This is a genomic window from Niveibacterium terrae, from assembly GCF_048213115.1.
Classification (GTDB): Bacteria; Pseudomonadota; Gammaproteobacteria; order Burkholderiales; family Rhodocyclaceae; genus Niveibacterium; species Niveibacterium terrae.
In genome coordinates this window covers 2956757-2976476 of the sequence record NZ_CP172404.1, presented here as the reverse complement: position 1 = coordinate 2976476, position 19720 = coordinate 2956757, and the positions used below count along the sequence as shown (strand labels likewise).

Annotated in this window: 17 protein-coding genes; 5 read left to right on the top strand and 12 right to left on the bottom strand. The window is 63.9% G+C overall.

From position 1 onward, the window contains the following. Window positions 1–15 precede the first annotated feature (15 nt). The 3 genes from ACHFB9_RS13795 to ACHFB9_RS13785 form a co-directional block, all read right to left on the bottom strand. A complete protein-coding gene (locus ACHFB9_RS13795) occupies window positions 16–798 on the bottom strand; it encodes a TylF/MycF/NovP-related O-methyltransferase (protein WP_417067886.1) in 783 nt (260 codons plus the stop codon). A gap of 104 nt (window positions 799–902) precedes the next feature. Beyond that, window positions 903–2912, bottom strand: coding sequence for an acyltransferase family protein (locus tag ACHFB9_RS13790; RefSeq protein WP_417067885.1), 2010 nt, complete (start codon window positions 2910–2912; stop codon window positions 903–905). Continuing rightward, window positions 2864–4009 (bottom strand): glycosyltransferase family 4 protein, encoded by a 1146-nt coding sequence (locus ACHFB9_RS13785; protein WP_417067883.1) that lies wholly within the window; start codon window positions 4007–4009, stop codon window positions 2864–2866. Before ACHFB9_RS13785 ends, ACHFB9_RS13790 begins: the two co-directional genes overlap by 49 nt. Before the next feature lie 243 nt (window positions 4010–4252). Here ACHFB9_RS13785 and dnaE point away from each other — a divergent pair, with 243 nt between their 5' ends. From dnaE to ACHFB9_RS13770, 3 genes are read left to right on the top strand one after another with little or no spacing between them, the layout of a single operon-like run. After that, window positions 4253–7759, top strand: coding sequence for a DNA polymerase III subunit alpha (gene dnaE / locus ACHFB9_RS13780; RefSeq protein WP_417067881.1), 3507 nt, complete (start codon window positions 4253–4255; stop codon window positions 7757–7759). After that, window positions 7752–8237 carry a WbuC family cupin fold metalloprotein gene (locus tag ACHFB9_RS13775; protein ID WP_417067880.1) on the top strand — a complete coding sequence of 162 codons (486 nt, stop codon included), beginning with the start codon at window positions 7752–7754 and terminating at the stop codon, window positions 8235–8237. Before dnaE ends, ACHFB9_RS13775 begins: the two co-directional genes overlap by 8 nt. Window positions 8238–8243: 6 nt before the next feature. Next, window positions 8244–8708, top strand: a complete 465-nt coding sequence (locus ACHFB9_RS13770) for a tRNA (cytidine(34)-2'-O)-methyltransferase (protein WP_417067879.1) — start codon at window positions 8244–8246, stop codon at window positions 8706–8708. A 157-nt stretch (window positions 8709–8865) separates the two neighbouring features. Here the strand turns inward: ACHFB9_RS13770 and ACHFB9_RS13765 are convergent, their stop codons facing one another. From ACHFB9_RS13765 to ptsP, 4 genes are all read right to left on the bottom strand, one after another. Further along, a complete protein-coding gene (locus tag ACHFB9_RS13765; protein WP_417067878.1) occupies window positions 8866–10077 on the bottom strand; it encodes an aldose 1-epimerase family protein in 1212 nt (403 codons plus the stop codon). Window positions 10078–10227: 150 nt separating this feature from the next. Next, entirely contained in the window at window positions 10228–11973 is a 1746-nt protein-coding gene (locus tag ACHFB9_RS13760) for a PTS fructose-like transporter subunit IIB (protein WP_417067876.1), read from the bottom strand. A gap of 38 nt (window positions 11974–12011) precedes the next feature. Then, window positions 12012–12983 carry a 1-phosphofructokinase gene (pfkB, locus tag ACHFB9_RS13755; protein WP_417067875.1) on the bottom strand — a complete coding sequence of 324 codons (972 nt, stop codon included), beginning with the start codon at window positions 12981–12983 and terminating at the stop codon, window positions 12012–12014. After that, window positions 12980–15463, bottom strand: coding sequence for a phosphoenolpyruvate--protein phosphotransferase (ptsP, locus tag ACHFB9_RS13750; protein WP_417067874.1), 2484 nt, complete (start codon window positions 15461–15463; stop codon window positions 12980–12982). The genes pfkB and ptsP overlap by 4 nt, the downstream gene beginning before the upstream one ends. A 250-nt stretch (window positions 15464–15713) precedes the next feature. On the opposite strand from ptsP, the gene ACHFB9_RS13745 reads away from it, so the two are divergent. Further along, window positions 15714–16703 (top strand): LacI family DNA-binding transcriptional regulator, encoded by a 990-nt coding sequence (locus tag ACHFB9_RS13745; protein ID WP_417067873.1) that lies wholly within the window; start codon window positions 15714–15716, stop codon window positions 16701–16703. Window positions 16704–16755: 52 nt separating this feature from the next. On the opposite strand, the gene ACHFB9_RS13740 is transcribed toward ACHFB9_RS13745, so the two are convergent. Genes ACHFB9_RS13740 through ACHFB9_RS13720 form a run of 5 tightly spaced genes read right to left on the bottom strand, consistent with a single transcriptional unit; the run spans window position 16756 to window position 19560 of the window. Further along, complete coding sequence (locus tag ACHFB9_RS13740) at window positions 16756–17745, bottom strand: NAD(P)H-dependent glycerol-3-phosphate dehydrogenase (RefSeq protein ID WP_417067872.1); 990 nt, start codon at window positions 17743–17745, stop codon at window positions 16756–16758. Between the two features lie 4 nt (window positions 17746–17749). Then, on the bottom strand, window positions 17750–18190 hold the full coding sequence (locus tag ACHFB9_RS13735; RefSeq protein WP_417067871.1) for an SH3 domain-containing protein: 441 nt from the start codon (window positions 18188–18190) through the stop codon (window positions 17750–17752). Window positions 18191–18200: 10 nt separating this feature from the next. Further along, window positions 18201–18665, bottom strand: a complete 465-nt coding sequence (secB, locus tag ACHFB9_RS13730) for a protein-export chaperone SecB (RefSeq protein WP_417067870.1) — start codon at window positions 18663–18665, stop codon at window positions 18201–18203. 52 nt (window positions 18666–18717) lie between these two features. After that, window positions 18718–18984 (bottom strand): glutaredoxin 3, encoded by a 267-nt coding sequence (gene grxC, locus ACHFB9_RS13725; RefSeq protein WP_417067869.1) that lies wholly within the window; start codon window positions 18982–18984, stop codon window positions 18718–18720. A gap of 6 nt (window positions 18985–18990) precedes the next feature. Then, window positions 18991–19560, bottom strand: coding sequence for a rhodanese-like domain-containing protein (locus ACHFB9_RS13720; RefSeq protein ID WP_417067867.1), 570 nt, complete (start codon window positions 19558–19560; stop codon window positions 18991–18993). Between ACHFB9_RS13720 and ACHFB9_RS13715 the strand changes: the two genes are divergently transcribed. After that, complete coding sequence (locus tag ACHFB9_RS13715; protein ID WP_417067866.1) at window positions 19559–19705, top strand: hypothetical protein; 147 nt, start codon at window positions 19559–19561, stop codon at window positions 19703–19705. The two genes, ACHFB9_RS13720 and ACHFB9_RS13715, sit on opposite strands and share 2 nt — an antisense overlap. The last annotated feature ends 15 nt before the right edge of the window (window positions 19706–19720 follow it).

Here is a 19720-nt window from a genome sequence, read left to right as displayed (position 1 = left end):
GACCGCTTCGCAGGCTCAGGCGTACTTGATGCCAGAGCGCCCCGTGTAGTCGATGCACTGCAGGAAGGGGTGATGGTGTTTGTCCGCAAAGTATTCGTCGGTCGCCTGCCGTGAGCCAGCCCAATGCCCATAATCGTCGATCATCAGAGAGCCGCCAATGCTCAGGCGCGGATAGAGAATCTCAAGCTCTTTCCGTGTCGACTCGTACCAGTCCGTATCCAGGCGCAGCACCGAGATTTGCTTGGGGATATTGGATGACAGCTCCAGCGTTTCGCAGACATCTCCTTTCACGAAAACGACGTTGTCGTCGAGCAGCCCTGCTTTGCGGAAGTTCTCCCTGACATCTTCCAGGCTGGCGATGCACCAGATGCTGTCACCCTTTCTTTCCGTTGCTTCGAGCAATGTCCGCGCGTAATCGCCTCGGTATTCCCTGTCTGCCTCGGTCGGTTCAGTCATGCCTTCGAACGTGTCGAAGAGATAGACCTTCCTGTCACTGCCGTGGCGCTTGAAGGTGGCTGCGGCCAGCAGCGCATTGCCGCCCCGCCACACTCCGCATTCCACGAAGTCCCCCGGAATATTGTTGTCAATGACGTGCTTGCAGGCCATCAGGGTGGCCCAGAGCCGCTCAAAAGATGTCATCGTGAGCCTATTCGCTTTCAGGCTGGCGAGCAGCTCAGTCTCTTCCCTATCGAGCTCGACCGGAAATGGTGACGAGGCTCCAGGAGGGGTGTTTGGCGGGATTTTTACCAAGTCGTAGCCTGCTGTGTTGAGCAGCTTTCTGATAGTGTTTTTGATCATGATGTTCTCAACTTATGAGGAGAATCCGTGTCTTGGCTATTCTCCAGAATTTGTTGTTTTCAGAGCGCGGATGTGTCGATTTTTCTGTAGGTGGTTTTTACATATTAGGGATGCTGTTCTTGTTTATCTTCTTGGAATTTTTCTGAAAATCGACGTGCTGCGGTGGCGGATACATGGTTGGTGTCCCAGTAAAGGGCATAGCCGTTCTTAAGGACAGGGCAGTATTTCTTGGTACAGAAGAAGTCAGCTAGATCCACATAGCGGATTTTCGCGTTTCGTTTAGCGAGTGATCGCAGCTGCCGACTAGGTTCTGTGGATTGTGCGTTGAAGTCATCTCTGCTGATGGCGCAAGCGTTGAGTTCGCCAGTGCGAATGCAGCGGGGAGCGCTATCGCGCAGGTAGGGAGTTGGACCGAGGATGATGACTTTGCGAACCATGGGAAGTGCTTGCAAAACGGTCTGCTCGAAATCCCTGTAAAACTCTTTGTTCTTCTGGGGGGGCGGCCAGAGAGCGGAAAGGATCAATGTGTCGAAGCCGTTCTTTGTTATGCTTTTAAAAGAGAGTTGATTGAATTTAATGCAATCATTTGTTTCTCGCTCCCTTTTTCCGTTGTGATAATTCAATGCGGGAGGGCATGCGTCGCGCGTATGGCTCGTGGCTGAAACGTTCATCCTCTGAGCAAGAATTCTGGCCATGGGCTCCCAGGCTAATGCGTGAGAATCTCCCCAGATCAGCACGCGCACGGGCTTATGTGCTGCGCTGAGACATCCTGGTTTAGGGAAGGGCAAGGGGGGTTCAAAGCCGGTGTAGTGGCAAGCAAGACGATTCTCTGGCATGTCACTTTCAGTCCGTTGCGCCAGCTTCTCTTTGGGGGACGCGTGATAGAGATCTTGGTGAAAAAACGAGCCGAGCTGTAGAATAAAAAAGGCCGAAGCTGCCAGTGCGAAGAGACTCGAAGCCACGAGGGCTTTATTTGAAGTGCCTGGGGTTGGTCGACGGAAGGGGCGCTCGACAAAACGGTAACTGAGCCAGGCGAGTGCGGCAGCGCTGACCAGCAACGCGGTCGTATGCAGAGGATCGATGGGACCTGGATGGCGGCTGCGATAGATGGAGAGCAAAGGCCAGTGCCACAGGTACAGCGAGTAGGAAGTCAATCCGAAGAAGACCATGGGTCTTGATCGCAGTGCTTGGGCGGCAATTCCCTCGACTGATGCGATGTGGACGCCGTGGATGATCAGTGCGGCTCCGGCGACTGCGGGAAGCGCGCCATAGCCAGGGAAGTGCGCGATCGGGACAAATACAGCAACGAGGACGAGGGTCACTCCGGAGGTCAGTTCCAGACGGTGCCCTCGTTGCTGGGTGTTGGGTAAAAGTGCGGTGATGCCGCCGATGGCGAGCTCCCAGAAGCGAGCGGGCATCTGAAAGAATGCCATATTGGGGGAAAAGTAGAGCAGGGTCTCCGCAGTTGCGAAGGACAGCATGGCCAGTAACGCGATCAGTCCGATTCTACTTTTTTCGGCGACCCCGCGCAGCGCCAGCAGAAGAAGGGGCCACACCACATAGAACTGCTCCTCAACGCTGAGCGACCACAGGTGAAGTGTGGGAAGGTGGTTCGCAATCGAGTCAAAATACCCCCCTGTCCTGGTCTGAAAGTAGATGTTTCCGACAAAACCCAGAGCCGCTGCGGCCGATCGGGAAAGCTCCTTCTTTTCCCCATAGGGAGACAAAACGATCATCGAGGTGGCGACCGTCACGAGCAGTACAAACAGTAATGCAGGGAGGATGCGCTTGACGCGTCGCGCATAGAAGGCGAACAGATCAATCTTTCCTGTCTCCCGCGACTCCCGATGGATCAGCGATGTGATCAGATAGCCCGAGATTACGAAAAACATGTCGACGCCGACAAAGCCGGAGGCGGGGCCCTGGCCTGCGTGATAGAGGACGACCGAGAGAACGGCGATCGCGCGCAGCCCGTCTATTTCCGGACGGTAGGAGAGGGGATGGGATGGCTGCAATTCTAGCTCGGTGTGCAGAGGAGCGATTTTGAATTTAGTAGCGGAGTAGATCAGATGGATTTGAGTTCTCTGTCTAGCTTGATTTTGAATTCCGTCCAACTGAACTTTTCGGCGAAAGGTCTCGATTTCAAATCGTTGGGTTTGACCAGATAACCGATTACGGCATCGGAAAATGCGTCATTGTCTCCAGAGGGAATGAGCTTCCCCGAGATTCCCTCGCTCACCGCGTCGGGAACCCCGCCGACAGCGAAGGCGACGGTGGGCAGGCCGTGGGCGGCTGCCTCGATCGCGACCATGCCGAAGCCTTCGTTGTCGCCGGGTCTATCTTGGACCGGAAAAATCATTACCTCTGAGGAGAAATAGGCTTCCGTCAGAACGGGATCGTTCTGAGCCAGCTCTCCGAGGAAGGTGACGCTCGACGAGATCTTTCGGTTCGCGAGCGCTTCTTCGGCTCGGCTTCTTTCTCCGTGGGCTGCTTTGAGCAGCGCGCCATGAGGCTCATCCCCGATGACGGCCAGCTTTGCATCAGGTCGCGCGTTGAGTACTCGCGGGAGGATGTCATCGACGAACTTCGTCAGTCCCTTGCGTGGGGTGATCCGCCCGACGTAGAGCATCAACGGTGCTTCTCCAAGCCCGAAGTGACTTCTGAACGCATCGCGGGCCTCCGCCTTCTTGCTGATCTCGGGAAGCTCGACCCCGGGGTGGATGATGCGGATCCGTTCGGCGGGAACCTTGGCTTCGAGGGCGAGATCTCGTGTGAAATGGCTGTTGACAATGACAAGGTCGAAACGCCGGAACAGGGGCCGCCAGAGGAGCCGGTAGAGCCAGTGCCGGGTCTCGACGTCCAGCCCATGCAGATAGACGATGGCGCGCGCGCCCGAGAGTCGGGCTGCGAGCCAGACGATCGGGGCGGTCAGGCCGCTGCCGGCGAGCACGAAGGTCGGTCGCAGGCGAAGGGCCGAGACGAGAGAGGCCCAGGCAGCGCGGAGCAGGAAGAGGGGCATGGGTTTGAGCGGGACTTCGCTCGCGGTGACGCCCTCTGGCAGCCGCTTTGCTGAGCCTTCCGGGCCGACGACATGGACTTCGTGCGTCCCGGCGATCGCTTCGACGATGTGCCAGATCAGCCTTTCCATGCCACCGACCAGAGGTGGCAGGTTGCGGGTGACGACGAGGGCATGGCTGCGTTTGGGGGGCATCGCGTATCGTTTTCGGCTGGGGATCAAACGCGTCCGGGCTGTGTTCCTGGCCGGGCGTGGACTTGCCGAAAGCATAACGGCGAAGGCGTGGCTTGACCAGCCTGACGCGTCGAAACGCGCCGTTCTCGCTGAGCAGCAGAGAAACCCAGAGTCAGGGCAAAGTCAAAATCGATCTTTCGTGGAACAGAAGTGGGTTTTCGCGTGATGTCTGCGCAAGCGCTCCGGGACCGGTAAAATCCGTCCATGAGTGAAACGAGCTTCCCTTCGCATGCGCCGCGCTATGTGCACCTGCGCATGCACACCGAATTTTCGATCGAGGACGGGATCGTCCGGGTCGATGACGCGATAGACGCGGCCGCCGCCGACAACATGCCGGCGCTGGGTATTTCCGACCTCGCCAACATCTTCGGCCTGTTGAAGCACTACAAGGGCGGCCGGGGCGCGGGCGTCAAGCCGATCTGCGGCGCCGACGTCTGGATCACCAACGACGCGGAGCGGGACAAGCCGCACCGGCTGATGCTGATCTGCAAGCACCGCGAGGGCTATGGCCAGCTCTGCGAGATCCTGACCCGCTCCTTCCTCGAGAACAAGCATCGCGGTCGCGCCGAGGTCCGGCGCGAGTGGCTCGCGCCCGAGCAGGTTTCCGGGCTGATCTGCCTGTCCGGCGCCCAGCTCGGCGACATCGGCGCCGCGCTCGCGGCCGGCAACGGCGATTCGGCGCGCCGGCTCGCCGCCGACTGGGCGGAGCGCTTTCCGGACAGCTTCTACATCGAAGTGCAGCGCGCCGGTCACCCCGGCACCGAGACCTATATCCGCGAGGCGGTGACGCTTGCCAACGAGCTCGCGCTGCCGGTCGTCGCGACCCACCCGATCCAGTTTCTCCACCGCGAGGACTTCAAGGCGCACGAGGCGCGCGTCTGCATCGCCAAGGGCTATGTGCTGTCCGACAAGCGCCGCCCGAAGGACTTCACCGAGGAGCAGTACTTCAAGAGCCAGGCCGAGATGGTCGAACTCTTCGCCGATCTGCCCGAGGCGCTCGAGAACTCGGTCGAGATCGCGCGTCGCTGCTCGCTGAGCATCGTGCTGGGCAAGAACTTCCTGCCGCAGTTCCCGACGCCCGAAGGCATGACGCTGGACGACTTCCTGATCGACGAGGCGACGAAGGGGCTGGAGGAGCGGCTCGCCCACCTCTATCCGGATCCGGAAGTCCGCGAGAAGGAAAAGCCCCGCTATTACGAGCGGCTCAAGTTCGAGACCGACACGATCGTCCAGATGGGCTTCCCGGGTTACTTCCTGATCGTTGCGGACTTCATCCAGTGGGCCAAGAACAACGACGTGCCGGTGGGGCCGGGCCGCGGCTCCGGTGCCGGCTCGCTGGTCGCCTATTCGCTGAAGATCACCGACCTCGATCCGACCGCCTATGCGCTGCTGTTCGAACGCTTCCTGAACCCCGAGCGCGTGTCGATGCCCGACTTCGACGTCGACTTCTGTCAGGACAACCGCTATCGCGTGATCGAGTATGTCCGCGAGCGCTACGGTCGCGATGCGGTGAGCCAGATCGCGACCTTCGGCACGATGGCCTCGAAGGCCGTCGTCCGCGACGTCGGCCGCGTGCTCGACCTGCCTTATGGTCTGTGCGACCGGCTCTCGAAGCTGATCCCGGTCGTCCAGAACAAGCCTCTGGGCCTCGTCGAAGCGAAGGAGCAGGAGCCGGCGATCGGCGAGATGATGGCCGATCCGGGCGATGGCGAGTCGATCACCGAGCTGTGGGAGCTCGCGCTGCCGCTCGAAGGCATGACCCGCGGCGTCGGCATGCACGCCGGGGGCGTCGTGATCGCGCCGGGCAAGCTGACCGATTACTGCCCGCTCTATCTCGCCGACGGCGACGATGCGGTGCCGGTCTCGCAGTTCGACAAGGGCGACGTCGAGGCGGTCGGCCTCGTCAAGTTCGACTTCCTGGGTCTGCGCAACCTGACCATCATCAAGCTGGCGCTGGACTATGTGGAGCGGCTGACCGGCGAGCGCGTCGATCTGATGAGTCTGGGCTTCGAGGACCCGGCGGCCTACCAGATCCTGAAGGACGCGAACACGACCGCGATCTTCCAGCTTGAATCGGAGGGCATGAAGAAGCTGCTGACCAAGCTCGCTCCCGACCGCTTCGAAGACATCATCGCTGTGCTCGCGCTCTACCGGCCGGGGCCTCTGGGCTCGGGCATGGTGGATGACTTCATCCTGCGCAAGAAGGGCGAGCAGGAGATCGACTACTTCCACCCCGACCTCGAAGCCTGTCTGTCGCCGACCTATGGCGTCATCGTCTATCAGGAACAGGTGATGCAGATCTCGCAGATCATCGGGGGATACACCCTCGGTGGGGCGGACATGCTGCGCCGGGCGATGGGCAAGAAGAAGAAGGAGGAGATGGACAAGCACCGCAGCACGATCGCTGAGGGTGCGAAGAAGAAGGGCTACGACCCGGCACTGGCCGAGCACCTCTTCGACCTGATGACCAAGTTCGCCGAGTACGGCTTCAACAAGTCGCACACGGCGGCCTATGCGGTGGTCACCTACCACACGGCCTGGCTGAAGGTTCACCACTGCGCGGCCTTCATGGCCGCGACGATGTCGGTGGACATGGACAACACCGACACGGTCAAGATCTTCTTCGAAGACACGCTCGCGAACCGCGTCGCGATTTTGCCGCCGGACATCAATGCGTCGGAGTACAAGTTCGAGCCGACCGATGCGAAGACGATCCGCTATGGCCTGGGCGGCGTCAAAGGCGTCGGCGAGCCGGCGGTCCGTTCCATCCTCGCGGCCCGTTCGGCCGACGGCCCGTTCAAGGATCTGTTCGACTTCTGCAAACGCATCGACCGCCGCGCGGTCAATCGCCGCTCGGTCGAAGCGCTGATCCGCGCCGGCGCCTTCGACAGCCTGGACGATCACCGCGCCCGGCTGATCGCGAGTGTCGGTATCGCGATGGACTGGGCCGAGCAGGAAGCGTCCCACGCCGGGCAGGGCGGTCTTTTCGATGCCCCGGACATGGCGGCCGAGCAGATGCCGCAGATGGTCGAAGTCAAGCGCTGGGGCGAGCGGCAGCAGCTCAAGGAGGAGAAGACCGCGATCGGCTTCTTCCTGTCCGGCCACCCCTATCACGCTTTCAAGGCCGAGGTCGGGCGCTTCATCCGCACGCCGCTCTCGCGCCTGGAGCCGCGCCGCGAACCGCAGAACTTCGCCGGCATCGTCGCCGGAGTCCGCACCAAGATCGGCAACCGCGGCAAGATGATGTTCGTCCAGCTCGACGACGGGACGGCCCAGCACGAAGTCGCGGTGTTCTCGGAAGTGCTCGAAGCGAACAAGGACAAGATCGTCATCGACGAAGTGCTGATCGTCGAAGCGAAGGTCAGCCATGACGACTTCTCGGGCGGCCTCAGGATCGTCGCCGAGAGCCTGATGACGCTTGGCGAGGCGCGGGCCCGCTATGCGCGGGCTCTGGTGCTGAGGATGGATGAGACGTTGATCGCCGAGCAGGGCGCGCGCCCGGTCGCTGAGCAACTGCAGGGCCTGCTCGGCGCTTATCGGGCAGATCCCGAAGTCGGCTACGGTTGTCCGGTCCGGATCGACTACAAGACCGCGAAGGCCCGGGCCGATCTGCCGCTCGGCGGCACTTGGCGGGTCAGGCTCGAAGAACCCTTGCTCGAAGGGCTGCGCGACTGGCTCCCGCCCGAGCAGGTCGAGATTCTCTATGCCTGATCGATGCGAAGCCGCGCAGCGGCTGGATGGTGCCTGGCTCGCCCCGGCGCTTGCCGCGGCTCGCCTTGATGCGCGGCTGCGCAGCGCGCGGGTGTTGCATCGCTCACCCGAAGAGCCGGTCCAGCGTTTCTTCTCGGCGATGCAGAAGGCGAGCTATGTGCGCCCGCATCGCCACCCGGACAAGGATGAGACGCTGATCGCGGTGCGCGGCCGCTTCCTCGCCCTCGTCTTTGGCGGCGATGGCGAGGTCTTTGAGGCGGCGCTGTTGAGCGCCGGGGGCGATGCCTTCGGGTTTCATTTTCCGGCCGGAGTCTGGCACGGCCTTGTCGCGCTCGAGGATGGCAGTGTTTTCTTCGAAGTCAAAAACGGCCCCTGGCGGGGCGCCGAAGACGTCGAGTTCGCGCCCTGGGCGTCCGAGGAGGGATCGCGCGAAGCCGTGGCCTTCATCGAGCGCCTGCGCACCCAGTTTCAGGATTGAATTTTCATGCCCGACATCGTTCTCGTTGAACCGGAGATTCCCGGCAACACCGGCAACATCATCCGTCTCGCCGCGAATTCCGGCGCCCACCTTCACCTCGTCGAACCGCTCGGTTTCAACCTGGAAGAGAAGGCGCTGCGTCGCGCCGGACTCGACTATCACGACCTTGCACGGCTGACCGTGCACCCGGACTGGGCGAGCTGTTGCGCGGCGCTGGCCGGGCGCCGGATGTTCGCGCTGACGACGCACGGCACGGTGCGCTACGACACGGTGGCCTTCCGCGCCGACGATGTGTTCGTGTTCGGCGCCGAGACGCGCGGTCTCGCGCCCGAACTGCGCGATAGCTTCCCGCCCGGACAGCGGCTCAGGATCCCGATGCAGGCTTCGAACCGCAGCATGAACCTGTCGAACACGGTCGCGTTGGTCGTCTTCGAAGCCTTGCGCCAGCTGGGTTTCCCTGGGGCCGAGTAAGAGAGAAGGTCAAATGCTCACCCGCGGATGAATGCGGGTTTTTCAGCGAGGAACTCATGCCGAAGAGCGGGCCGGCTTTGTCAGGAAGCAAAAAAGCCGGAGACTAGCGCTTGGCGCCAGCCTCCGGCCCAACGGGTGATCCCGGTGTTGCGCCGACTTATTCCTTGGCCATCGGCGTTTCGTTCAGCCTGACTTCGCGTCCGGCCTGGATCGCATCGATTCCGGATTGAGCGGCGCGGACGTCCGCGGCGCTGCCCAGGATCCGGTATTCGAGGTCAAAGCGCTGGGTCGCTCCCGGGGCGAGCTTGGCGATGCGTCCCTGGGCCCGTTCGATCTGCCGCGGATAGGCGTAGCTCGTGCCCGGTTCGATGCCGGTCACATAGCCCTGCTTGACGCTGTCGGTGTTCTTCCACAGCGTCAGCACCGGCAGCTGCTGGACGTTGAAGCCGACCGCGACGCCGCGATCGCCGGCCTTGTTGCTGAGCATCGCCAGAGTCTTGCCGTCGGCGTCGGCATAGGGCTTGATGTTGAAGACCATCTCGTCATAGCCCGGGGTCGCCGGCAGATAGGTCGGCCAGTCGGCGAGCCCCTTCTTCGCGTAGTCGTTGAAGGGCGAGATTTCCTCGATCGCAGCCGAGAAGTGCGCGCCGCCTTCGAGGATCGGTGCGCCGAAGTTCGAGTGGTAGATGATCTGGTAATCGCGCTCGTAGTCGGACTTGTTGGTCAGCTCGTCGTGGACGCGGAAGGTTTTCTCGCCGGGGACGACGCTGACGCCGGCCCAGGTCTCCAGGTCGCTGAACTTGAAGGTCTTTTCCTTGACCAGACCCTTGACCGTGATCCGGTAGGGCGCCTTCTCCTCGACGCTAACGACGACCTTGGAGGCCGGGATGTTCTGTGCTCGGCCGTGCAAGCTCATCAGGCGGCCGTTTTCGGTGCCCGGGTGGCCGGTCCACTCATAGCCGCAGCGGACCATCAGCTCGTTGAAGCCGTCCAGCCAGCCCAGGCCACCGCGCTGTTCGAGGTTGATGAAGGAAGGATGGACGATTTCGTCGACCGGCGAGTTCCAGCCCAGTGTCACGTCGCCCGAGCTGGCGCGGTAGAGGCCCATGCCGCGGGTCGGGATCAGCTGCAGCTTCAGGTTTCCGGTGTCGATTGTGATCAGCGTGCTGCCTTCCTGGCGGCCGCCGTGCAGCGTGGTCTTCGTGATCGAGAAAGGCGTAGCCGACTTGATGCCGAGCTTGGCGCTGCTCGTTGTCCAGTTGGCCTGTTCGATGCCGGCGCTGGTGTCGGTCAGCACGAAGTCGCGGGCGAAGGCGGCGGGGCTGAGCATCAGCGGCAGCAGGGCAGCGGCAAGACGAGTGATACGCATGGAAGTCTCCTGTGATGTGAATGCCCGTTGGGGCGAGTGGCTCTTTGGCCGGGTTTTGGGCGAAGCTCGCCCTCCGCGCCTTCCCGCCGGAGCGGGAAGGGCGTCTGGATTGCTTGGTCAGGGAAGGGCCCCCGGGGACGGGGGCGGGAGTCAGGCCTTGGCGGCAGCCAGACCGGCGACCGGGCGCTTCAGCACGCCCAGCGCGATTGCGCTGATCACGGTGCCGGCAAGGATTGCGACCAGATAGCCACCGAGGTTGCCGACCGCGTTCGGGATCGGCAGCACGAAGACTCCGCCGTGCGGCACGCGCAGCGTGCAGCCGAAGATCATCGACAGCGCGCCGGCGGTCGCCGAGCCGATCATCAGCGACGGGATCACGCGCAGCGGGTCCTTCGCCGCGAACGGGATCGCGCCTTCGGTGATGAAGGCAATGCCCAGCACCGCAGTGGCCTTGCCGGCTTCGCGTTCATCGAGCGTGAAGCGGTTCTTGAACAGCACGGTCGCCAGCGCGATCGCCAGAGGCGGCGTCATGCCGGCGGCCATCACCGCGGCCATCGGCGCATAGACTTCGCTTGCGATCAGGCCGGTCGCAAACGCGTAGGCGGCTTTATTGACCGGACCGCCCATGTCGAAGGCCATCATCGAACCGAGCAGCAGACCCAGGAAGACCGCGCTGGAGCCCTGCAGGCCCTTGAGCCAGCCGGTGATCGCAGCCAGAGCGATCGCGACCGGTTCGCCGACGACGTAGAACATCAGCAGACCGACGATCGCGGTGCCGAGCAGCGGCAGTATCAGCACCGGCTTCAGACCGTCGAGGTTGCGGCCGAGCTGGATGTGATCGTTCATCCATTTGACCGAGTAGCCGGCCAGGAAGCCCGCGGCGATGCCGCCGAGGAAGCCCGAACCGATCGCCGCGGCGATCATGCCGCCGATCATGCCTGGCGCGAGGCCGGGGCGGTCAGCGATCGAGTGGGCGATATAGCCGGCGAGGATAGGCACCATCAGCGTGAAGCCGTTCTTCGCGCCGATCGTGAAGAGCGTCCAGCCCAGGGTGCCCTTGTTCGCATCCTCGAAGACGTAGATGCCGCCGAGCGCGAAGCCCAGCGCGATCAGCAGCCCCCCGGCGACGACGAAGGGGATCATGAAGGACACGCCGGTCATCAGGTGCTTATAGACGCCGGTGCGCGTCGCGCTCTGCTGAGCTTTTGCGTTCTTGACCTCATCGACGTAGTCGCCGCCCGCCACGGCCTGAACCGCAGCCTGGGCCAGAGCCGTTTTGACGACACCCGCACCGTCGCCGATCGCGGCCTTGGTGTTGGTCTCATAGATCTTCTTGCCGGCGAAGCGGGTCTTGTCGACCTTGGTGTCGGCGGCGATCAGCACGATCTCGGCGTTGGCGATCTCGGCGGCGGTCAGTGCGTTCTGCGCGCCGACTGAGCCCTGGGTTTCGACCTTGATCGAGATCGACTGGGACTTCGCGCCGCTCTCCAAGCCTTCGGCGGCCATGAAGGTGTGGGCGATTCCGGTCGGGCAGGAGGTGATCGCGACGATGCGTGGAAGATCGGAACGGGCAGGAGCTGCCGCCGCTGCCGCGGGCTGAGCCAGCGCCTTGGCGATCAGCGCTTCGGCGTCGCGGATCGCCGCTTCGGTGCCGCTCTCGAAGATCTTCTTGCCGGCGAAGCGGCTCTTGTCCACCTGGGTGTCGGCGGCGATGATGACGAGATCGGCCGCAGCGATGTCCGCCGCGGAGAGCTCGCCCCGGGTGCCGACCGAACCCTGGGTTTCAACCTTGATGCTGTGGCCTGTGCGCCCTGCAGCCTGCTCCAGAGCCTCGGCGGCCATGAAGGTGTGCGCTATCCCTGTCGGGCAGGCGGTCACTGCGACGATGCTTGACATTGTGGGTCTCCTCCTCGTGTGTCTGTTGTATTCCGGGCTCAGGCGATCGGGCTCAGCGAGACGTGCTGGGCCAGACTCAGGACTTCTTGGACGGCGGGCAGGTGAGGGCCGAGCCGGGCGAGCTTGGCGGCCGAGAACGCGGTTGCGAGCTTCGCGGAATCGGCGAGCGAGAGTTCGCCGATCCGGGCGGCGATGATGCCGGCCACCATCGCATCGCCGGCGCCGACCGTCGAGATCAGCTCGACCTTGGCCGGATGCGCGAGCCAGCTCTCTTCACGGCTGATGAAGAGCGCGCCGTCCGCGCCCATCGAGACGACCAGCTGGCGCAAACCGGGGGTGCGGGCGAGCAGCTCGCGCGCGGCTTCCATCACTTCGGTCGGGTTCGAAAGCGGGCGACCGATCAGTTCGGCGAGCTCATCGCGGTTCGGTTTGGCGATGTCGGGGCCGGCGGCGATGGCCGAGGCCAGAGCGGCCCCGCTTGCGTCGAGCGCGACCTGTGCGCCGCGCCGGTGCAGGTGATCGATCAGTCGCCGATAGGTGTCGGCGGGCCAGTGCGGGGGCAGGCTGCCGGCGAGCACGACCCACAGGGCCTGATCGGCGAGGCCGTCGAGCCGGGTCATCAGCCGTTCGAGCTGGGCTTCGATCGCGTCGGCGGACAACGCCGGGCCGGGCAGGTTGATGTCGGTCGTCTCGCCGCTCGCGCGGTCGACGAGCTTGGTGTTGATCCGGGTCTGGCCGTCCAGATAGAAGCACTGGTTGGCGATGCTCTTGGCCAGGAACAGCGCTTCGAAGGGCGCGGCATTCTCGCGCCCGAGCAGCCCGGTCACCGCGGTGCGGATTCCGAAATCAGCGAGGCAGGACGCGACGTTGATGCCTTTGCCGCCGACATCGACCTGCATCTTCAATGCGCGATTGACTTCGCCGACGCTGAGCCGCTCGACTTCTATCGTCTGATCCAGCGCCGGGTTCAGCGCGACCGTGACGGCCTGGATGGAGGAGGGCGTGTTCATAGTGAGCGCACCTCGTCAGCATTGCGGGCGGCGAGCGCGCGGCGCGCCAGCGCCTGGATCTCGGCAAAAGAGGTCTTGCGCAGCTCGGCCTTGACCGCCGCGACGTCCTGAGCGCTCATCGACAGCTCATCGACACCGAGACCGGTCAGGATCCGGGCGCCGAGCGGATCTCCGGCGAGACCACCGCAGACGCCCACCCAGGTGCCGTATTTCTTCGCCGCCGCGACGGTGTTCGCGATCAGTCCGAGCACGGCCGGGTGGAGGCTGTCGGCCTGAGCCGCCAGTTCCGGGTGCTGGCGATCGACTGCCAGCGTGTATTGCGTCAGATCGTTGGTGCCGACCGAGAAGAAATCGACCAGCGGGGCGAAGCGGTCCGCCATCACCGCGACAGCAGGCACTTCGACCATGATGCCGATTGCAAGCTTCGGACCGCCGACCTGCTCGCGTGCCCGTTCGCAGTGCTCGCGCAGCGCTTCGATCTCGGCGATGTGGGTCACCATCGGGAACATGATCTTGATCGGACCGTGGGCGGCGGCGCGGTAGAGCGCGCGCAGCTGAGTGTAGAGCAGATCCTGGCGGGTCAGCAGCAGGCGGGCTCCGCGTACGCCGAGGAAGGGGTTTTCCTCGTGGGGCAGGTTCAGATAGGGCACCTGCTTGTCGCCGCCGATGTCCAGCGTGCGGATGATCAGCGTGCGCCCGGCCATCGTCTCGGCCATCTCGCGATAGACACGGTACTGCTCCTCCTCGCCCGGCGCGCTGTCGCGTTCGAGGAACAGGAACTCGGTGCGCATCAGGCCGACGCCTTCGGCTCCGGCTTCGATCGCCGACGCGGCCTGGGCTGCGTTCGCGACGTTCGCAGCGATTTCGACCGTGTGACCGTCCAGCGTCGTCGCCGGAAGATGGCGGCTCTCGCGCAGCGCTTCGCGCGCCGCATGCTGTTTGGCGATGACCGCCTCGGCGCCATTGAGGTCGTTCGCCGACACGTCGAGATAGACTGCGCCGACGCTGCCGTCGACGACTGCGGGCCTTCCGGCGGGCGCGGCGAGCAGCGCCGTTCCGGCCGCGACGACGGCGGGCAGGCCCAGGGTCCGGGCCAGGATTGCCGTATGCGAGGTCGGGCCTCCGCCGCTGATCGCGAGCGCGGCGACATAGCGCATGTCCAGCTGCAGCGTGTCGGACGGAGTCAGATCCTCGGCGACCAGAATGCTCGGCGCAGTGAGCACCAGCTGCTGGCGCTCGACGCCGAGCAGCTTCGCGAGCACCCGATCGCCGACATCGCGCAGGTCGGTCGCGCGGGCCGCGAGCAGAGGATCCTTGAGCTTTTGCAGCGCCTCGATGCGGGTGCCCAGCGTCTTCTTCCAGGCCCAGGCCGGGCCGTGTCCGTGCAGGATCGTCACGACCGCCTGGCGCAGCAGGTCGGCGTCGGCGAGCAGTTCGCGGTGGGCGGCGAAGATCGCCGCTTCGGACGCGCCGAGGCGGACCTTCGTTTCGGCCTCCAGTTTTTCGAGCTCGGCGGCGACCGCGAGCACCGCAGCCTCCAACGCCTCGCCGTCGCGGACCACATCTCCGGGCTGATCCTCGACGTCGAAGCGGTGACCGGCGTGGTGGACCAGGATGCCGGTCGCCAGTCCCGGACTCGCCGGCAGGCCGTAGAGCGTCTGCGCTTCGCCGGCCGGAGTCCATTCAGGGGCTTCGCGGCGCGAGGCGAGCGCGTTGCGGCGGGCCCGTTCGGCATCGGCGCGCTCGTCGGCGGACAGGGACTGGATCGTTTCGAGCAGCGCTTCGACCGCTCGCCGGGCTTCGCTGCCACGGGCCGCGATTCGGATTTCGTCGCCGCGGGTTACGCCCAGCGAGAGCAGGCCGGTCAGCGCCTTCGCATCGGCGAATTCGTGGCCCTTGTAGATCCGGATTTCGCTGGCGAAGCGCTTTGCGGTTTCGACCCAGCGCGTCGCGGGACGGGCGTGCAGGCCGTTCGGGTAATCGACACTCCAGCTCTGTTCGGCGTCGGAAGGCCAGGCCAGCGCTTCGGGAGCAGGGAAAGGGGGCTGGGCCGGCGTGTCGGCGAGCGTGCTGACGATCAGTTCGGCGTCGTCGGTCGTGACCAGCATGTCGATGCCGTCCGGGCGTTGCATCAAGCGGGTCAGCCGGCGCAGCAGCGTGATGTGTTCGTCAGACTGGGCCGCGATCGCGACGATCAGCTTTGCGTGTTCGCCGTCCTTCCAGGCGACACCGTCGCGGACCTGCACGACCGCAACGCCGGTGTGATGGATCAGGTGCCTGTCCTCGATCATCCCGTGCGGGATCGCGACGCCCGCGCCGAGGAAGGTGTTGGCGACCTCTTCGCGTTTTTCCAGGCTGGCGATGTAGCCCGGGTCGATATAGCCGGCGTCCGCCAGCAGCCGTCCGGCAAGCCGTATGGCTTCCTCTTTGCTCTGCACACTGGCGTTCAGTGCGATACAGGCTGTCGTAATCGTTTCCATCCTCTGCTCCACGGGTTTGACCTGTGATTCGTTCAAAAAAATGTAATCGATTACATCTGATGAGTCAAACAATTATTTCTATAGTCTGGTCTGGTGGGCGTCGCCACCCCTCTTTTCAGAGCTTTTCGTCTGTCATGGGGGAGGGGGCCGGAGACGGTGCGCTAGGTGGGTTGAGGATAAACGCTGCTTCAGCGTCGGAAATCAGGCACAATCATCGATGTTTCTGTAATCGATTACGCAAGAGGTCGGGATGGCAAGAATCAGCGATGTGGCGAAGAAGGCGGGTGTGTCGGTGGCTTCGGTCTCTCGCGCGCTCTCAGGCCTGCCCGGAGTCAGCGAGGCGACCCGGATCCGCGTCGAAGCCGCGGTCAAGGCGCTCGACTATCGTCCCGATCTGGCCGCGCGGCGGCTGCGCTCGCGGCGCACGAACAAGCTGGGCCTGATCGTTTCGGACATCTGCAACCCCTTCTTCACCGAGATCGGGCGGGCGGTCGAGGATGTGGCCTATCAGCACAGGATGAGGGTCATGCTGTGCAACTCGGATGAGGACCCCGAGAAGGAGGCGTTCTATCTGGAGATGATGCGGGACGAGAACGTTTCCGGCGTGATCCTGTCGCCGACCCTGCCTCTGCTCTCCGGGCTCAAGACTTCCGATCACCCTTTCCCGCTGGTCCTCGTGGACCGCTGCGAGCGCGACAGCGAAGTCGATGCGGTCGTGCTCGACAACTTCGATGCCGGTTTCCGGCTGACCGAGCACCTGATCGCGCAAGGCATGCGGCGCATCGTCTTCCTCTATGGCTCGGCCGGCTCGACCGGCGCCCAGCGTCATCAGGGCTATCTGGCTGCGATGGCTGCGGCGGGCCTGGCCCCGGACGCTGAGCCGATCGCGCCGCGCGCCGAACGCGCCCGCGAAGTGGTCGAGGTGCTGCTCAGCCGCAAGCCCCTTCCCGATGCACTTCTCGCCAGTAACGGTCTGATCCTGCAGGGCGTCGTCGAGGCGGCCAGGGCGCTCGGAGTGAGCTTTCCCGGGGAGATTGCGCTCGCCGGTTTCGACGACATGCCCTGGACCCGCCTGATCGAGCCTGGCATCACCGTGATTGCCCAGCCCACCTATGAGATCGGGCGGGCCGCGATCGAGCTGCTGCTCGCGCGGATCGCCTCGCCCGAGCAGGCGGTGCGCCGGCTCGTGATGCGCGGTGAGCTGAAGATCCGGGGGTCGAGCCGGAAGACAAGTGCCTAGCCGATCGGCTCAGGCAGGGATAGCGATTTGACTCTCCCGCGTCGGGGAAGAGTCAGGTTTCGACCTTGGGGTCGCGGTTCATCAGCAGCTCGACCGCGGCGCGCGCGTCGAGGCCTTCGTGGAGCACCGCGTCGACGGTCTTCGTGATCGGCATCTCGACGCCCAAGGCCGTGGCGCGGCGACTCACTTCGCGCGCGGTCGGCACGCCTTCGGCGACGTGACCGAGCTCGGCGAGGATCTGCTCGAGATTTTTGCCGGCGGCCAGAGCGAGGCCGACGCGGCGGTTGCGCGACAGGTCGCCGGTGCAGGTCAGGATCAGGTCGCCGACACCGGCCAGGCCCATGAAGGTTTCGCGCCGTCCGCCCAGCGCGAGACCCAGGCGGGTGATTTCGGCCAGTCCCCGGGTGATCAGCGCGGCGCGCGCATTGAAACCGAAACCGAGGCCGTCGCTGATGCCGCTGGCGATCGCCAATACGTTCTTGACGGCGCCGCAGACTTCGGCGCCGGCGATGTCGTCGCTTGCGTAGAGGCGCAGACGAGAGTGGTGAAGCTCATTGACCCAGTGGCGGGCAAACTCGAGCGATGAGGCGGCCAGCGTGATCGCGCCGGGCAGACCGGCAGCGATTTCCTGGGCGAAGCTTGGGCCGGTCAGCACGCCGACCGGGTGATCCTGGCCCAGCACTTCGCGGGCGATGTCGTGCGGCAGCAGGCCGCTCCCGGTTTCCATGCCTTTGCAGGCCCAGAGGACGGGAAGCTGTGGCGCGATCGAGGCGATCGCCTGCAGCGATGAGCGCAGACCGGCGGTCGGCGTCGCGACGAGTGCGAGTTCGGCGCCCGCGAGCGCATCGCTCAGCGAGTCTTCGATCGTGATCGAGTCGGCGAGACGGATTCCGGGCAGCAGCGCGCGGTTCTCGCGCTCCGCGCGCAACGCCGCCTGAAGCTCGGTCTCGCGGCTCCACAGTGCGATCGGGTGGCGGCCGGAGAAGCTGACCGCCAGAGCGGTTCCCCAGGCTCCAGCGCCGAGAATGGCGATACGGCTCACGGAATCATTCGCCCCATACGTCGGTTGCGCGGATGTAGCCGGAGACTCCGTCGCGGTGTTTGACCCTGACCCAGCCCGTGCTCGACTTGTCGACGAATTCGAGGACGAGGTCGCGGCCGGCCGTGAAGGCCACGGGGCTTGTCGCGTCGGCCTTCTGGTGGACTTCTGCGCTTGCCGCGGTGACGATGAGCGTGCGTGTCGCCGACAGCGCCTTGCGCTCGATCCAGGCGATGGAACCCGCGGCGTCGCGGACCTTGACCCACTGGTCGAGCGAGATGATCGCCTCGACCGGAGTGCCGCGGTGGACGACCCAGAGTTTTTTGCCCTTGACGGACGGCGTGTCGTACATGACGCCGACCTGGTTCAGGGAACGATAGTCGAGCGCCGCCGCCGCGCCCGGAAGGGCGAGGACGGCGGCGGTCAGCAGCAATGCCGGAGTGCGCATTCGCGTTTCTTTATTGAATCGGCACTTCGCCTTTTTCGGCCTGTTCCTGCTGGGCCTGCTGGCGAGCCTGGTAGAGCGCTTCGAAATTGACCGGAGCGAGCTGGATCGGCTGGAAGCCGGTGCGGGTGATCGCATCCGAAATCGCTTCGCGCGCGTAGGGGAAGAGGATGTTTGCGCAGCCGATCATCATGACCGGTTCGACATCGCTGTCGGCGAAGTTGCGGATCTGGAAGATGCCGGCCTGGGCGACTTCGACCAGGAACAGGTTGCGTTCCTTGATGTCGGCCTTGACGGTGACGGTGACGGTGACGTTGTAGATGCCTTCGTCGACCTTCTCGCCCTGGGTGTTCAGCTCGACGTTGATCTCCGGCTGTTCGCGCTCAAGGAAGATCTGCGGGGCATTGGGCACTTCGATCGAGAGGTCTTTGACGTACAGCTTTTCGATCGAGAACATCGGTTGTGCTTGTTCGGTCATGTCTGAAGCCTGATGTGGTTATTCCCCGCAAGGGGATGGTTTTTGAAAAAATTCATTCGTCCGACTTTGCCAGCAGCGGAGCGAGTCCGCCGGCGCGGTCGAGCGCATACAGTTCATCGCAGCCGCCAATATGCCGGTCGTCGATGAAGATTTGAGGAACGGTGCGGCGTCCGGTCTGCTCCACCATTCGCTCGCGGGCCTCGGGATCGAGATCGACGCGGATCTTCTCGATCGCTTCGACTCCACGGCTTTTGAGCAGCTGTTCGGCGCGGAGGCAATAAGGGCAGACCGCGGTCGAGTACATGGTGACTCTGGCCATCGTGTCTCAGGCCTTTTCTTTGACCAGCGGGTAGCCGTCTTTTTGCCAGGCAGCGATGCCGCCGCCCAGGCTCTCGGCCTTTTCGAAACCGGCCTTGGTGAGCAGCGCGACCGCCTTGCTCGAGCGCATGCCGCTCTGACAGACGAGGATCAGCGGCTTCGCCTTGAATTTGGCGAGTTCGTCGCTGCGCTTTTCAAGTTCAGCGAAAGGGATGTTGCGGGCGCCGGCCAGATGCCCGGCGGCGAAATCCGTGGCATCGCGCAAATCGACGATGACGGCATTGTCGCGGTTGATCAGCAGCGTCGCGTCGACGGAGGACAGACCCGCGCTACTGCGTCCGCGGACGAATTCGGCGAGCAACATGGCGCCACTGATCGCGGCGAGTGCGATGAGGAAGATGTTTTGCTTGATAAACTCCATGATCCAACTCAGAAAGCGGCCAAAAGCACGGGAGGTGCGGCGGCGTGATCCGATAAAATACCATCTTCTGGTGATCGATGGGCGCTGCCAATTCCTGCCGATCGCGATACCATTCCCCCAGCAGAGACCAGAACAGGAGTGTCCAGGAGTGTCCATGACCCGCAAGATCGCGCTGATGCGCGATGGCGAATCCTCCTGGAACCTGGAATGCCGTCCCCCCGGCTGGATCGAGTTCGCCCCGACCCTGGTGGGGGGCGAGGACACGATCGTCGCCGTCAATCAGTGCAGGGCAGAGAAGTAAGAACCGGATAGCCTT

What these genes read in the sequence shown, in the direction of transcription:
- ACHFB9_RS13795 (WP_417067886.1), bottom strand. Translation starts at nt 798, where the DNA reads ATGATCAAAAACACTATCAGAAAGCTGCTCAACACAGCAGGCTACGAC.
- ACHFB9_RS13785 (WP_417067883.1), bottom strand. Translation starts at nt 4,009, where the DNA reads ATGCCCCCCAAACGCAGCCATGCCCTCGTCGTCACCCGCAACCTGCCA.
- dnaE (WP_417067881.1), top strand. Translation starts at nt 4,253, where the DNA reads ATGAGTGAAACGAGCTTCCCTTCGCATGCGCCGCGCTATGTGCACCTG.
- ACHFB9_RS13775 (WP_417067880.1), top strand. Translation starts at nt 7,752, where the DNA reads ATGCCTGATCGATGCGAAGCCGCGCAGCGGCTGGATGGTGCCTGGCTC.
- ACHFB9_RS13770 (WP_417067879.1), top strand. Translation starts at nt 8,244, where the DNA reads ATGCCCGACATCGTTCTCGTTGAACCGGAGATTCCCGGCAACACCGGC.
- ACHFB9_RS13765 (WP_417067878.1), bottom strand. Translation starts at nt 10,077, where the DNA reads ATGCGTATCACTCGTCTTGCCGCTGCCCTGCTGCCGCTGATGCTCAGC.
- ACHFB9_RS13760 (WP_417067876.1), bottom strand. Translation starts at nt 11,973, where the DNA reads ATGTCAAGCATCGTCGCAGTGACCGCCTGCCCGACAGGGATAGCGCAC.
- pfkB (WP_417067875.1), bottom strand. Translation starts at nt 12,983, where the DNA reads ATGAACACGCCCTCCTCCATCCAGGCCGTCACGGTCGCGCTGAACCCG.
- ptsP (WP_417067874.1), bottom strand. Translation starts at nt 15,463, where the DNA reads ATGGAAACGATTACGACAGCCTGTATCGCACTGAACGCCAGTGTGCAG.
- ACHFB9_RS13745 (WP_417067873.1), top strand. Translation starts at nt 15,714, where the DNA reads ATGGCAAGAATCAGCGATGTGGCGAAGAAGGCGGGTGTGTCGGTGGCT.
- ACHFB9_RS13735 (WP_417067871.1), bottom strand. Translation starts at nt 18,190, where the DNA reads ATGCGCACTCCGGCATTGCTGCTGACCGCCGCCGTCCTCGCCCTTCCG.
- secB (WP_417067870.1), bottom strand. Translation starts at nt 18,665, where the DNA reads ATGACCGAACAAGCACAACCGATGTTCTCGATCGAAAAGCTGTACGTC.
- grxC (WP_417067869.1), bottom strand. Translation starts at nt 18,984, where the DNA reads ATGGCCAGAGTCACCATGTACTCGACCGCGGTCTGCCCTTATTGCCTC.
- ACHFB9_RS13715 (WP_417067866.1), top strand. Translation starts at nt 19,559, where the DNA reads ATGACCCGCAAGATCGCGCTGATGCGCGATGGCGAATCCTCCTGGAAC.
- ACHFB9_RS13720 (WP_417067867.1), bottom strand. Translation starts at nt 19,560, where the DNA reads ATGGACACTCCTGGACACTCCTGTTCTGGTCTCTGCTGGGGGAATGGT.